The organism is Arenibacter hampyeongensis, assembly GCF_002909255.1.
Taxonomy (GTDB): Bacteria; Bacteroidota; Bacteroidia; order Flavobacteriales; family Flavobacteriaceae; genus Arenibacter; species Arenibacter hampyeongensis.
The window spans coordinates 191,454-204,317 of record NZ_PIOB01000008.1 but is presented as its reverse complement, the minus strand read 5'-3'; the positions used below and the strand labels follow the sequence as shown (position 1 = coordinate 204,317).

The following is a 12,864-nucleotide window of genomic DNA, read 5'->3' as shown; positions in this document are numbered from 1 at the left end:
ACACCGTACCTTGGTTATTCAGCCCTGGTCGTTTTTTGGGCGATGCAAAAAATGAACAGAACACAAACTCTGGGCAAGTCTATCCTATCTTTTTCTAATTCACACACAACTTTTAGGATTGATCCCTTTTAGCGGTTAAACATGACTTCAACGTTATTGGTTATATTTCCTCTGCTAACCATGCTTTCATCATCCAGACCGTTTTTTCTTGCTGGGTAATAAACTCGCCCATCATAGAATTGGTACCTTCGTCCGAAGCCTCGGCCGAAGCATCCAAAATTCCCCTTTCAATGATGAGAAGTTGGGAAAGTGATTCTACAATTAAACGAATAGCATCCTCATCTTTGGATATGTTTTTACCAACCGGAACCTTTGAACTACTTATGTAGTCTTCAAAGGTATGTAAAGGTACCCCTCCCAATGTAAGGATTCGTTCCGCTATCTCATCTACTTTTAAATTGGCATCGGTATATAATTCTTCGAATTTTACATGAAGATCAAAAAACCTTTTCCCCTTTATATTCCAGTGAATACCCCTTAGATTTTGATAGTAACGTTGGAAATTTGCCAATAACTGATTTAAATCTTTACTTAACGATTTTGATTTGGAAATATCCAAACCTATACTGTTCAATTGCATAATATATCCTTTTAGTGTTCCACTAAATTACGGCTTTGGTATACCAACCCAAGAATTGATTAATTGATAGATTTTATGATTGTATAGTATTATACAATTGGTAAAACGTAAGTTTATTCAATGGCATAATTATTGTGGATATTTGTAATAATTTAACAAAATAATTTCAAAAAATTTAAAGAACTATTAATATGAGAGCAGTTTTGTTATAAATTAAGAAAACAATAACAAAATATCTTGTTGAATAATCAATCACTAGCTTAAATTTGAATTACCCCCCTATAACTAAACTACCTAATAATGAATAAAAAAAAACTACTGCTCTTCGGTATTCCGATCGTCCTTGTTCTTGTAGGTTACACCTTGTTTGGAAACACATCAGATGAAGATGTTGCCATTACCACCAAGGTTGTAAAGGGCGAATTTCTAAATGAAGTAATTATTTCTGGTGAGGCCCAATCCACTAGTTTGAAAAAAATTAATGGCCCGGATGACATTCGTAAATTTAAACTTAGGGATGTGAAAATTCAAGATTTAATTCCGGAAGGTTCATTGGTCAAAGAAGGTGACTATGTGGGAAGATTAGATCCCTCAGAGGTGAATGAACAGATATTGGATGCCCAATTAAACTTGGAAACCGCTCAGTCCAAATACACCCAAGAACAGTTGGACACCACCCTGACCCTGAAACAGGAACGAACAGCAATAAAGGATCTGTTATTTGATATCCAAGAAAATAAGTTGGAACTTAAACAGTCTATCTATGAACCTCCCGCCACTATTAAAAAGTTGGAAATAAATATAGAGCGTCTGGAACGTGATCTAAAAGAAAAAACAGAGGATTATAAAATTAAAGAACAGAAAGCCATGGCCAAAATGGTAGAAGTTGGAACGGAAGTCTCTAAGATAAGTAAAATGCTGGAAGAGCTCAGGAATCTTCAAAAATCCTTTACTATACATTCTGATGCCAATGGAATGGTAACCTATGCCAAGAACTGGGATGGATCCAAAAGAAAGGTCGGATCATCCATTAGTATGTGGGATCCTGCCATTGCCACCCTACCAGACCTTACCAAAATGGAATCCAAGACCTATGCCAATGAGGTAGACATCAGAAAGATTAAAAAGGACCTTCCCGTTATTATAGGTTTTGATGCATTCCCGGACGTAACGGTAAAAGGAACCATAACCAATGTGGCCAATGTAGGTGAGGAAAAAAGAGGGTCGGATATTAAGCTCTTTCAAGTATTGGTAAATTTTGATGAAAATAATGATAATGTTAGACCCGGAATGACCACATCCAATAGGATACTGATACATAAGGAGGAAGAAGTACTTATGGTACCTTTGGAAGCCGTATTTTCCCAGGATTCCATAAGTTTTGTTTACGCCAAGTCCGGCTTGTCCATTGATAAAAAGGAAATAGAGATAGGCGAATCCAATCTGGATGTTGTGATTATAAAAAAGGGTTTAAATGAGAATGAAGTTGTATATCTGAGTAAACCGGAAGGAATGGATGAAAAGAGTATTCTGTCCTTGAATTAGATTTATGATAGACAAGATACTTTTGGAACAGATTGTCTCTAATTTCAGAGAAGCCATTCGTGTGGTGACAATCAATAAGGTTAGAACTTTTTTAACAGCATTGGGAATCATTTTTGGTGTTGCAGCCGTAATAACCATGCTGTCTATTGGAAATGGTGCCGAAAAGGAGATTTTGGCACAATTGGAACTCGTAGGAGTAAACAATATTGTGGTGACCCCTATTCCCGATGAAGAGGATGAGAACGCCAGCGAAGACGATGAGGGAGCCAAAGAAACTACCCGGTTTTCAAAAGGATTGGACCTGCTGGATGTGGCCAGTATTGCAAATAATATTCCCACCATAAAAGCCATTAGTCCCGAAATAATTCTGGAGACCTATGTAATCAATAAGGGACGGCAAAATTCGGTTAAATTAATAGGTGTTACCAATTCCTTTTTTCAAACTACTAATATTCATATAGGTAAAGGCAGCAACTTCTCGGATGAGCATTCTGTAAATGCCGCTTCGGTATGTATTATAGGGGAAAAGGTGGAAAAAAAATTATTTCCGGGCGAAAGCGCCATAGGCAAGCAAATCAAAGTCAAGGACGTTTGGCTTCAGGTAATTGGAATAATCGAGGAAAAACTTATTTCGGAAAAAGCCCAGGAAAACTTAGGCATAAGAGATCTGAATCAGGATATTTACATTCCTGTCAAGACCTTTTTGGTCCGATATAAGGATAGAAAGATCATATCCGACGAACCCCTCGATTTTAGTGGCGGAGGAATGATAATTATTGGTGGCGCCAACAATGGCCCCAAGAAAAGGATTCCCAGAGGCAATTACCATCAGTTGGACAAACTAACAGTTCAGGTAAATAATTCCAACGAACTTAAATCGACTGCTGAAGTATTGAGCAAACTCCTTAAAAGAAAACATAATGATGTGTTGGATTTTGAAATAACCATCCCTATTCAATTGCTAAAACAGCAGCAAAAAACGAAACAGATATTCAATATAGTGCTTAGTGTTATTGCGGGCATATCCCTCCTTATTGGGGGTATCGGCATTATGAATATTATGTTGGCCTCAGTTCTGGAACGTACTAAGGAAATTGGTATCATGCGGGCCATAGGAGCTACTAAGCAGGATGTTATCCTACAGTTTTTATCAGAGTCCGTCCTAATAAGCTTAGGTGGCGGAATTATAGGTATAATATTGGGAATTGTGGCATCCTATGGATTGGAATTGGCAACGGGAATAGAAACCATACTTTCCTTGAACTCCATAATTTTATCCTTTTTTGTAGCCACTTTCATAGGGCTTGCGTTTGGAGTTTTGCCCGCAAAGTCAGCTGCCAACAAAAATCCAATAGAGGCCATAAGACGGGAATAAAAAAAACCATGTAGCATTAAACATAAATACCCTCCCCCACTTTATCAATCAAAAAAGTCCAAAATGAGAAAATGTATTTTGCTGTTGTTCCTTTGTTCAAACTTTATTTTAATGGGACAGTCAAAAAAGCTAACACTGACAGAGGCCATTGAAATGGCGAAAAAAAACTCCCCTGAATACCAAGCCGTTCTAAACCAATCACAAGCCAGTTATTGGAAATACAGAACTTATGTGGCCCAATTTTTACCCCAATTTAGATTATCGGCCACTTTGCCGGATTATTCCAAATCCATTACAAGGATTACCAATGACGAGGGTCAGGATATTTTCGTAAATCAAAATCAATCCAGAATAGATGGAACCTTGTCCATAGACCAGCGGGTCCCATTCACTGGAGGTAACCTTTCCCTTAATTCCCAAATCCAAAGAATTGATCGCTTTGGAGCAGATGAAAACAGCAATTACTCCCTGACTCCATTTTCCGTAAATTACTATCAAAATTCCTTGTTCTTTAATCCCTATAAGTGGGACAGGCAAATAGAACCATTGAAATTTGAAGAATCCAAGCGCGAATTTATAGAGCGGATGGAGGATATTTCCCTAAGCAGTTGCCAGCGATATTTTGGATTATTGACCGCTCAAATGAGATTAAAAAATTCCAAGAAAAATTTGGCCACCCAGGATACCCTATTGCAAATTGCAAAAGGGAGGTTCGAAATCGGAAAGATTGCAGAAAATGAACTATTGCAAATGGAACTTGGACATTTAAATTCGAAAAATGAGGTAACAACCAATACCATCCTACTTAAAAGGACTTCTCAGAACCTAGCCCGTTATTTAGAATTGAAAACCGAAGACATAGAACTGTTCATTCCCGAGAAATTGGTAGATTTTGAGGTGAGTGTGCAAACTGCACTGGATGAAGCTACCAACAATAGAAAATCTGTTATCGAATTTAGAAGAAGACGTTTGGAGGCGGAAAGAAATCTTGCCCAAATAAAAGGTAACAATAGGTTGGAAATTAATGTTAATGCCAATTTTGGATTAAATAAACGTGCCGAGGATTATGATGCCTTGTTTCAGGATTATGATAGACAACAAAGGGTAATGGTAAGGTTAGGAATTCCCATTTTTGATTGGGGCGTGTCCAAATCCGAAAGAAAAATGGGAGAAGCCGATTTAGGTTTGGTAGAAACAAACATTAAACAGGAACAGCAGGCTTTTGAACAAGAAATTTTCCTGCATATATTGAATTGGTCCAGCAAACGCGATTTTCTGGCAACCTCGGAAAAGGCCAAAGAGATTGCCATTAAGCGCTATCAAATTACCAAGGAGAGATATGTTCTGGGAAAAATTACCATTACCGATCTAAATTTGGCACAACAAGAAAAAGATAAGGCCGAGATTGATTACCTAAATTCTTTGGAAAATTTTTGGACGGATTATTATACCTTGAGAAAACTAACACTTTACGATTTCATCAATGACAAAAAGATCGAGGCAGAAAATATAATTTTGGATTAAAAGCTTATATTTTAAAGGAACAAACCTAACAACCGATATCCTTATTTTCAGGGCAGAAAAAAGATTTTATAAGTAAGGGCCAAACAGTTTAGGTTTTGTATTTAGTTTTCATAATTTTATCTTTTAAAATAATACTGGATGACCATTACACAACTGCAATATGTACTAGCCGTAGCCGAGTACCAAAATTTTACTTTGGCAGCCGAAAAAAGCTTCGTTACCCAACCTACCCTAAGTATGCAAGTACAAAAATTGGAGGATGAATTGGACATTTTGCTTTTCGACAGAAGTAAAAAACCCATAACCATAACGGAAGTGGGAGCGAAAATTGTGGCACAGGCTAAGAATATTGTCAATGAGGCCAACCGTATCAAAGATATTGTGGACCAAGAAAAGGGATTTATAGGTGGGGAGTTTACCTTGGGTATCATTCCGACAATTATGCCCACCTTATTGCCCATGTTCCTGAGGACCTTTATTAAAAAATATCCTAAGGTAAACCTGATCATAAAGGAGCAAAACACAGAAAATCTAATCCGTAATTTACAAGATGGCCATATTGATGCGGCCATTGCAGCTACGCCTTTAGAAATTGAATATATAAAGGAGCGCCCGCTGTACTATGAACCTTTTGTAGGGTATGTCCCCCCTAACCACCGATTGGGGAAAGTGTCCGAATTGACTCCAGAAGATCTGGAAATTTCAGATGTATTGCTCTTGAGGGACGGACACTGTTTTAGGGATGGGGTAATAAATTTATGCAATGCCTCCAAAAACCATCAAGAAGATCACTTTCAATTGCAAAGCGGTAGTTTTGAAACCTTGATCAACCTATCCAACGAAGGTTTGGGTATGACGCTCCTGCCCTTCCTTAACACAATAGAACTGGATGAAAAAAAGAAGCAAAACCTAAAATTCTTTAAAAATCCATCACCTGCAAGGGAAGTAAGTCTTATTTATCATAAAAGTGAGCTCAAAATACAGATTACCGAGGCATTATATGACGTTATCGCCAGTGTGGTAAGAGGTGCTATTGCCTTTCAGGATGTAAAGATTGTTAGCCCATTAAACAAATAGTTATTCCATTTTTCGATATTTATAAGAACATTCCTCAATACAGCCAACATTGGATAGAATAAGATCTCCTTCTGAGAAGTTCATATTAAAATTGGTTTCGATTGAATTGTTTTCACAGTGATATCTCAATGTTAATATTTGGGCATTTGTACTGAAGATTCCATTAACAATGCCACCACAAGCCTTCTCGTTATGGGTATAAGATCCATTTGCCTTAAATTCAAATATAGATCCATTGGTTACCATTGTCCAATTCTCAACAATGTCTCCAGGACTAATTTTTGTAGCTTCCAATTGCCATTTTCCGAGGAGCTCATTGGTAATCAATGGCAAGGTATCTTCGTCCTTTCCACAACTCAAAATGAATAGGACAAAAACGTAGGTTAAATATTTCATATATATAAAATTGGGGGTCCACCTTATATACGGTTGAATTAAGCAAAAAAGTTGTTTTGGGACAACACAATTATAAAAATAACTACATGCAATACGCTTAAGAAGCTATAAAAAAAGCCACCTTTTAAGGGTGGCTCGTATTTAAGCTTTTAAATAAAGTAAGCTTTGTTGTAGTTCCGGCTTGTCAAAAATAAATTGTTTTAACCAGAGTTTTAGTTCTTCTATTTCAAATGGTAATAGTCTTGTTACTGCTTTTTCTAGTTCCTTGCAAAATAACTTTGTATCAAAACTAACCTTTTGCAGTACGGTTTTAGTGTACTCTAACATAGCTCTTGCCATATTTCAAAATAATTTTAGGTTGCTTGGACTAAGATAACCAATAAAAGGTATATATTATTGCTGTCTTTCCGTTAAATAATAGATAAAAGGATGTTAAAGTCGATGAACGAACAATTACCAATGCCCTATTCCTGTAAAATAAGTATGCTTAAACCCTTAGTTTTTATTTGTTTTTCCATAATCTTTTTAGGTTGTAAAACACTTCCCAACAGTAAGTTATCCAAAGAAATTAATAAACAGCTAAGCTCAGATGCAACCATCAATTACTTCCAAGGTGTTTTAGTTTATGACCCAGTAAAAAATGATACCGTGTATAGCCTTAATAGCCAAAAACTTTTTACTCCCGCCAGTAATACCAAAATAATTACATTATATACTTCCCTTAAAACATTACCGGATAAGATTCCGGCCCTAAAATATGTTGTTAAAAATGACACCCTTTATATGGAGGGTACGGGCGACCCTTCGTTGTTACATCCCTACTTCGGGGACAGTTCTGCCATAAAATTGGCCCAGGAATACGATAATATATCACTCTACTTGAATAATTTTAAGGATAGTAGGTTTGCACCCGGTTGGGCATGGGAGGATTATGACCAATATTTTAGTCCTGAAAGAAACGGTTTACCCTTATACGGCAATGTTGTAACTATTTCCAATTATGAGGACTTAAAGGTTACACCAGGCCATTTCCAAGATCAAGTAGTACCAATTGACTATAGTATAAATAGGGAATTAAACAACAATACCTTTTATTATGATACACATAGAAAGGATACTTTGGAGAGCCCTTATATAGTAGATAGCACCCTCACCAAAAAACTGTTGGAAACGGTGCTTCTTAAAAAAGTGAATATTGTACAAAAAATGCCCGATACAGAAAAACAAATATTGTACAGTGTTCCTTCAGATTCCGTGTACAAAAGAATGATGCAGCTAAGTGATAATTTTCTCGCGGAACAATTATTGATTTTAAGTTCCTCCACCCTTTCAGATACCTTAAACAGTGCTAAGGCCAGAAAGTATGTTTTGGATAATTTTTTACAGGAACTTAAACCACCACCACGATGGGTGGATGGTTCCGGCCTTTCACGGTACAATCTGTTTACCCCGGAAACAATGGTATATGTGCTGAATAAAATGTACCGCGAAATACCGAGGGAACGGCTTTTCAACTTTTTCCCTGTTGGTGGCCTATCCGGAACTTTAAAAGACCAATTCAATGGAGGGAACATCCCCTATATTTACGCCAAAACAGGGTCGCTGGGCAATAATTATTGCCTTAGCGGATATTTGATAACGCGTTCAGGAAAGACCTTGATATTTAGTTTTATGAACAATCATTTTACAAAGAGCAACGCGGAGGTAAAACAACAAATGCAATCCATTTTCGAAATGATCAGGGATAATTATTAACCCAAGACCTTACTTTCATTAACATGCTTCCCAAATTTCAACAACAAGAGACTAAGTTTTTGGGGCAATATGAGTCTCGCAAAATGGTTTTTGGGGATTGTTAAAATAATAATTTTGGAATGCTCCGTCCGAGAGCTTAAAATCCCCAAAAGGCAATACCTTGGTCACCAAAGGTTTTGTAAAACGCTCGTTAAAAATCTGTAAAGCCACTTTGGACGTTTCAAAATCCAATGGGTTAAAAGTATAAATAGCAGACCGATATTTACTCCGCATACTGTGATTGGAAGTCGATTTATGGGTATGCAGATGTATCAAAATTAAGTCTTCGAGGGCGATGGATTTTGGATCGTAATGCACAATTACAGCTTCGGAAAAGGAAGATTCTTCCCCTTTCGAAGCCACAAAGCCCTGTTCTACCATTTCAACTCCCTTCAGGGACTGGTAAACCGCCTCGGTACACCAATGGCATCCACCTCCAAAGGCAATTTTATGATTTGTTTCCATAATGGATTAGTCGCAAAGCTAATTGGAAAATAACTCCTGAATTTTAGCATATTGGAGTAACATTATTGTTTTTGCATCCTTTATTTCCCCAGTAACCATCATGGCCAGTGCTTTGTCAAAGGGAATTTCCAACACTTCAATATTTTCCGTTTCGGAATCTGCTCCGCCACCATCGCTCACTTTCATTTTTTCTTCATAAGATCCTATAAAAAAATACAGGATCTCGGTCACGGAACCAGGAGACATATAGGATTCGAATACCTTTTCCACCTGATCCAATTTATATCCTGTTTCCTCCTCTGTCTCCTTTTTGATGCAGTCCTCCGGGTGGTCACCATCCAACAGTCCGGCACACACTTCTATCATCATGCCTGACTCGTTGCCATTGATGTACGTTGGCATTCTAAACTGCCTTGTAAGGATAACCGTCCCCTTCCTTTTGTTGTACAATAGGATAGCCGCACCATTACCCCTGTCATATGCTTCCCTGGATTGGGCTTCCCAGCTACCCTCCTTTTTTAGATAATCAAAAGTTATCTTTTCAAGCTTATACCAATTATCGGATAATAGTTCCCGGTTGATGTTTTTTACTTTATTGCTTTTCACTTTTGGGAAGGTTATTTATTAATTTCATACAAATCTAGGGATTTATAAGCCCTTGCCAACGGTATGGAATAAATTATATCTTGTTTTGATGATGAATTTTTCTATTGGTTTATGATTAATGAATTGCCTTGTCACTTCGGCATAAGTCCCATTTTCAGGGAGACTTAGCTCATGACATTACTGTTTTAAGGGATTACGTAAACCAGAGTTATGCTTGGCTGAACCTTTGGTTTCTAATATTCAATTCAAATATCTGGATTGGTTTTAACTACAAATATTCTTAATGAAAAGATTTGTCCTTCATCATTAAATTTTTGAACCTTCATTTGACTGAATTCTGAATGCTCGCCACTAAAACTAGCTAACTGTAAATAGGGGCATTCAATTTTTTAAAGGCGAAGCTTATACAGTTACCGCCTTGTTGAGATACCTTCTAAAAGGAAGCATTTCCAAATAAACTGAAATTACCTTCTCCATAAAATTAGCTTGTAATATTTCCTTTTGGGTCAAAGGATGCATTACAGCAAAGGTTTTATTACGCAATAGATCTATATGTGGATGGTCATTGGGAAACCCTTTAGGGGCTTTCTTTAAGGTTTCGTCCGCTACCAATTCCCCAAAAGTTTCCTTAAAAGATTTTTTGTTCAGAATTTTTTTGAGTTCTTCTCCGTCATAATCAATGGCCTCACGAATACTTCTTAAGGTTTTGGGGTCAGGTCTCCAAATTCCACCGGCCAACATGGACTGACTAAGTCCAATCTCAATATAAAAGTCACCCGTATTGGGAGCCTTATCCAGTCCAGCCCCAAAATGGTCCTTGTAGGTAGGTTTATTTGGATGGAACATCAAATTATTATTGATACGATTTATCCCTTTTTTGCCTGGCGTACTATAGTATTCATTATCTACGGCGGCCAACGCAAGATCCAAATCATTTAACCATCCTATATAATCGTCCCTAACTTCTTTGTACCATTTTCTATTTTGATCCATCCATTCCTTGGAGTTGTTCTGGTTGAGCTCGGTCAGAAATTGAAACAGGGAAGTAAAATTCATTTTTTTAGGAGATGTTATTATAGGTAATACCAAGGTTCTATAGCTTTACTAAAATCGGTTATCTCCATCCAATAGGTCACCCAAGCCACCTAAAATACTTCCTTCTCCCTTATCTTTTCCTCCTCTTGGAAGGGATGCCAAGATCCTTCCGGCCAGTCGACTAAAAGGCAATGACTGAATATAGACGGTGCCAGGTCCCCTTAATGTGGCGTAAAACAATCCTTCACCACCAAAAATGGTATTTTTAATCCCCCCAATAAATTCTATGTCATAATCCACATCTTTCGTAAAACCAATAATACAGCCAGTATCCACTTTTAAGGTTTCGCCTGGGCCCAATATTTTTTTGGCAGTGGTTCCGCCAGCATGTACAAAAGCCATTCCATCTCCTTCCAATTTTTGCATGATAAATCCTTCTCCTCCAAAAAGTCCACGGCCTAGTTTTTTTGAAAATTCAATACCCACCGAAACTCCTTTAGCTGCACATAAAAAGGCATCTTTCTGACAAATAAATTTTCCTTGAAATTCAGTGAGGTCTATCGGAATAATTTTTCCAGGATAGGGAGAAGCAAAACTAACTTGCTTTTTTCCTTGACCTATATTTAAAAATGCGGTCATAAATAGGCTTTCTCCTGTCAGCAAACGCTTGCCCGCCGAGAACAATTTCCCTAAGACACTGTTGTCCTGATTGGATCCATCCCCAAAAATTGTATCCATCTTAATGTCGGAATCCATCATCATAAAACTGCCAGCTTCGGCCACAACGGCTTCCTGCGGATCCAATTCAATTTCAACATATTGCATTTCCTCACCATATATCACATAGTCTATTTCGTGTGCATTCATTTTCTTAAGATTTTTAGTTTTATACTTATTAATGGGTTATTGGTAACCAAAAATGCCGTTTTGTTACATTGGCTCACTACTTCCCTAATTCATTAATCCATTACTTAGACAACACAATGGAACATTAATTGACTATCCCATTGATTCATTGATTCATTGATTCATTGATTCATTGATTCATTGATTCATTGATTCATTGATTCATTGATTCATTGATTCATTGGTACATTGGTACATCGGTACATCGGTACATTGGTACATTGGTACATTGGTACATTAAGAAATTAGCACATTGGACCATTACCCCTTAGCCTTCAGGGTCCATTCAAAATTAAAGGTGGAAACTACAATTCCCTCCTCATTAACCCCAACTGATTTCATCCAAACGGTCTGTCCCTCACCTGTTGCAATAGTTTTCTTTATGGCATCTGAAATAAGATGGCCATCTGTACAGGTAAAGGTGATTTTACCGGTGGCTTTCTTGGAAAAATTGGCATTATTGTTTGCCACCAGCATCGAAATATTCTTCCCACTTTCCCTAATCTGGTTCATTACCATGGCTCCGGTTGTTAATTCCGCTGCCATTCCTTGGACCGCCCAGAACAACGATTTAAAGGGATTTTGATTGATCCACCTATGTCTAACGGTCACAATGGCTTTTTTTTCATCAATATACCTTAATCGTACTCCTGTCCACCAAACGGCGGGTAACTTAAAAAAGCTGAACATGTTAATTTTACTTGCATCGGATGCCATATGTCTTGTTTAATTTACTTCAAAAGTATGTAAATTGTACGAACTATTAAATGTTAATTTATTGTTAAATTTTAGTACTTTGTTTTGCATAGTACCTTCTTTTAGATATATATTTGCATAGGAAGTTATTAGGTGTCGCAATACATCTTTATAAAATCACTTAGCAAAGGACCCTAATTTAGACCCTCACGCTACGTAAAATTAGTTCTTACTCTATCATAGAATTGAACACATATAATAAAACTTTGGATCACTAATTAAAAGGCCATGACTGAAACTCTAAATAAACAAGAAAAAAATTTGTCGGCTATAATACACGCCTCCACTTTTTCCAAATACTTTATCCCGTTTGGGAATTTTCTGCTACCATTAATACTTTGGACAGCGTACAAGAAAGATTATGGTTTCGTAGACCAAAATGGCAAACAGGCCCTTAATTTTCAGATCAGTCTATTACTGTATTCCATTATACTGGGTATTTTCACTATTCCATTTTTAATTGGAATTATTCCAGAAATTTTACATCAGGGCGATTTTGGTTTTGCACAGTTCAATAACCTAAATGGATTTAATTTTGATTTTCACCAACTAAAATTAGGCAAACTCCTTTGGCCTTTGGGAATAGCAGGAGTTGCGCAGTTAGGACTTTTTTTAGTGAATATAGTCTATACCATAATAGCGACCATTCGTACGAGTGAAGGGCAAAATTTTAAATACCCCATAAGTATACAATTTATAAAATAAGACTTAATACAAATTAGTACTCATCACACTAATTCCGGAG

At 37.1% G+C, this 12,864-nt stretch carries 14 protein-coding genes; 6 read left to right on the top strand and 8 right to left on the bottom strand.

All coding sequences use genetic code 11. The features are described 5' to 3' along the window. Positions 1 to 160 precede the first annotated feature (160 nt). A complete protein-coding gene (locus CWD91_RS18005) occupies positions 161 to 640 on the bottom strand; it encodes a Dps family protein (protein WP_103442357.1) in 480 nt (159 codons plus the stop codon). A gap of 300 nt (positions 641 to 940) precedes the next feature. Between CWD91_RS18005 and CWD91_RS18000 the strand changes: the two genes are divergently transcribed. The 4 genes from CWD91_RS18000 to CWD91_RS17985 all read left to right on the top strand — a co-directional run bounded on the left by CWD91_RS18000 (position 941) and on the right by CWD91_RS17985 (position 6,161). Next, positions 941 to 2,185, top strand: coding sequence for an efflux RND transporter periplasmic adaptor subunit (locus CWD91_RS18000; RefSeq protein ID WP_103442356.1), 1,245 nt, complete (start codon positions 941 to 943; stop codon positions 2,183 to 2,185). Between the two features lie 4 nt (positions 2,186 to 2,189). Continuing rightward, positions 2,190 to 3,560, top strand: coding sequence for an ABC transporter permease (locus tag CWD91_RS17995; RefSeq protein ID WP_103442355.1), 1,371 nt, complete (start codon positions 2,190 to 2,192; stop codon positions 3,558 to 3,560). A gap of 111 nt (positions 3,561 to 3,671) precedes the next feature. Next, positions 3,672 to 5,084 (top strand): TolC family protein, encoded by a 1,413-nt coding sequence (locus CWD91_RS17990; RefSeq protein WP_239985848.1) that lies wholly within the window; start codon positions 3,672 to 3,674, stop codon positions 5,082 to 5,084. A gap of 138 nt (positions 5,085 to 5,222) precedes the next feature. After that, positions 5,223 to 6,161 (top strand): LysR substrate-binding domain-containing protein, encoded by a 939-nt coding sequence (locus tag CWD91_RS17985; protein WP_103442353.1) that lies wholly within the window; start codon positions 5,223 to 5,225, stop codon positions 6,159 to 6,161. Here the strand turns inward: CWD91_RS17985 and CWD91_RS17980 are convergent, their stop codons facing one another. Together CWD91_RS17980 and CWD91_RS17975 are read right to left on the bottom strand one after the other, a co-directional pair. Next, positions 6,162 to 6,557, bottom strand: a complete 396-nt coding sequence (locus CWD91_RS17980) for a hypothetical protein (RefSeq protein WP_103442352.1) — start codon at positions 6,555 to 6,557, stop codon at positions 6,162 to 6,164. A 141-nt stretch (positions 6,558 to 6,698) separates the two neighbouring features. Further along, complete coding sequence (locus CWD91_RS17975; RefSeq protein WP_103442351.1) at positions 6,699 to 6,896, bottom strand: hypothetical protein; 198 nt, start codon at positions 6,894 to 6,896, stop codon at positions 6,699 to 6,701. 102 nt (positions 6,897 to 6,998) lie between these two features. On the opposite strand from CWD91_RS17975, the gene CWD91_RS17970 reads away from it, so the two are divergent. Continuing rightward, the gene (locus CWD91_RS17970) at positions 6,999 to 8,312 is read left to right on the top strand and encodes a D-alanyl-D-alanine carboxypeptidase/D-alanyl-D-alanine-endopeptidase (protein WP_239985846.1); all 1,314 of its coding nucleotides are present in this window, start codon (positions 6,999 to 7,001) and stop codon (positions 8,310 to 8,312) included. A 51-nt stretch (positions 8,313 to 8,363) separates the two neighbouring features. Here CWD91_RS17970 and CWD91_RS17965 read toward each other — a convergent pair whose 3' ends face one another. The 5 genes from CWD91_RS17965 to CWD91_RS17945 form a co-directional block, all read right to left on the bottom strand. After that, a complete protein-coding gene (locus CWD91_RS17965) occupies positions 8,364 to 8,816 on the bottom strand; it encodes a peptide-methionine (S)-S-oxide reductase (protein WP_239985844.1) in 453 nt (150 codons plus the stop codon). Between the two features lie 18 nt (positions 8,817 to 8,834). Beyond that, positions 8,835 to 9,422, bottom strand: coding sequence for a GDP-mannose pyrophosphatase NudK (gene nudK / locus CWD91_RS17960; protein ID WP_103442350.1), 588 nt, complete (start codon positions 9,420 to 9,422; stop codon positions 8,835 to 8,837). A gap of 402 nt (positions 9,423 to 9,824) precedes the next feature. Beyond that, positions 9,825 to 10,478, bottom strand: a complete 654-nt coding sequence (locus CWD91_RS17955; RefSeq protein WP_103442349.1) for a DUF2461 domain-containing protein — start codon at positions 10,476 to 10,478, stop codon at positions 9,825 to 9,827. A gap of 48 nt (positions 10,479 to 10,526) precedes the next feature. Next, on the bottom strand, positions 10,527 to 11,324 hold the full coding sequence (locus CWD91_RS17950; RefSeq protein ID WP_103442348.1) for a TIGR00266 family protein: 798 nt from the start codon (positions 11,322 to 11,324) through the stop codon (positions 10,527 to 10,529). 300 nt (positions 11,325 to 11,624) lie between these two features. Further along, entirely contained in the window at positions 11,625 to 12,080 is a 456-nt protein-coding gene (locus tag CWD91_RS17945) for a DUF4442 domain-containing protein (RefSeq protein ID WP_103442347.1), read from the bottom strand. 267 nt (positions 12,081 to 12,347) lie between these two features. On the opposite strand from CWD91_RS17945, the gene CWD91_RS17940 reads away from it, so the two are divergent. Continuing rightward, positions 12,348 to 12,824 (top strand): DUF4870 domain-containing protein, encoded by a 477-nt coding sequence (locus tag CWD91_RS17940; RefSeq protein WP_103442346.1) that lies wholly within the window; start codon positions 12,348 to 12,350, stop codon positions 12,822 to 12,824. Positions 12,825 to 12,864 lie beyond the last annotated feature (40 nt).

What these genes read in the sequence shown, in the direction of transcription:
- CWD91_RS17985 (WP_103442353.1), top strand. Translation starts at nt 5,223, where the DNA reads ATGACCATTACACAACTGCAATATGTACTAGCCGTAGCCGAGTACCAA.
- CWD91_RS18000 (WP_103442356.1), top strand. Translation starts at nt 941, where the DNA reads ATGAATAAAAAAAAACTACTGCTCTTCGGTATTCCGATCGTCCTTGTT.
- CWD91_RS17975 (WP_103442351.1), bottom strand. Translation starts at nt 6,896, where the DNA reads ATGGCAAGAGCTATGTTAGAGTACACTAAAACCGTACTGCAAAAGGTT.
- CWD91_RS17950 (WP_103442348.1), bottom strand. Translation starts at nt 11,324, where the DNA reads ATGAATGCACACGAAATAGACTATGTGATATATGGTGAGGAAATGCAA.
- CWD91_RS17990 (WP_239985848.1), top strand. Translation starts at nt 3,672, where the DNA reads ATGGGACAGTCAAAAAAGCTAACACTGACAGAGGCCATTGAAATGGCG.
- CWD91_RS17970 (WP_239985846.1), top strand. Translation starts at nt 6,999, where the DNA reads ATGAACGAACAATTACCAATGCCCTATTCCTGTAAAATAAGTATGCTT.
- CWD91_RS17955 (WP_103442349.1), bottom strand. Translation starts at nt 10,478, where the DNA reads ATGAATTTTACTTCCCTGTTTCAATTTCTGACCGAGCTCAACCAGAAC.
- CWD91_RS17940 (WP_103442346.1), top strand. Translation starts at nt 12,348, where the DNA reads ATGACTGAAACTCTAAATAAACAAGAAAAAAATTTGTCGGCTATAATA.
- CWD91_RS17980 (WP_103442352.1), bottom strand. Translation starts at nt 6,557, where the DNA reads ATGAAATATTTAACCTACGTTTTTGTCCTATTCATTTTGAGTTGTGGA.
- CWD91_RS18005 (WP_103442357.1), bottom strand. Translation starts at nt 640, where the DNA reads ATGCAATTGAACAGTATAGGTTTGGATATTTCCAAATCAAAATCGTTA.
- CWD91_RS17965 (WP_239985844.1), bottom strand. Translation starts at nt 8,816, where the DNA reads ATGGAAACAAATCATAAAATTGCCTTTGGAGGTGGATGCCATTGGTGT.
- CWD91_RS17945 (WP_103442347.1), bottom strand. Translation starts at nt 12,080, where the DNA reads ATGGCATCCGATGCAAGTAAAATTAACATGTTCAGCTTTTTTAAGTTA.
- CWD91_RS17995 (WP_103442355.1), top strand. Translation starts at nt 2,190, where the DNA reads ATGATAGACAAGATACTTTTGGAACAGATTGTCTCTAATTTCAGAGAA.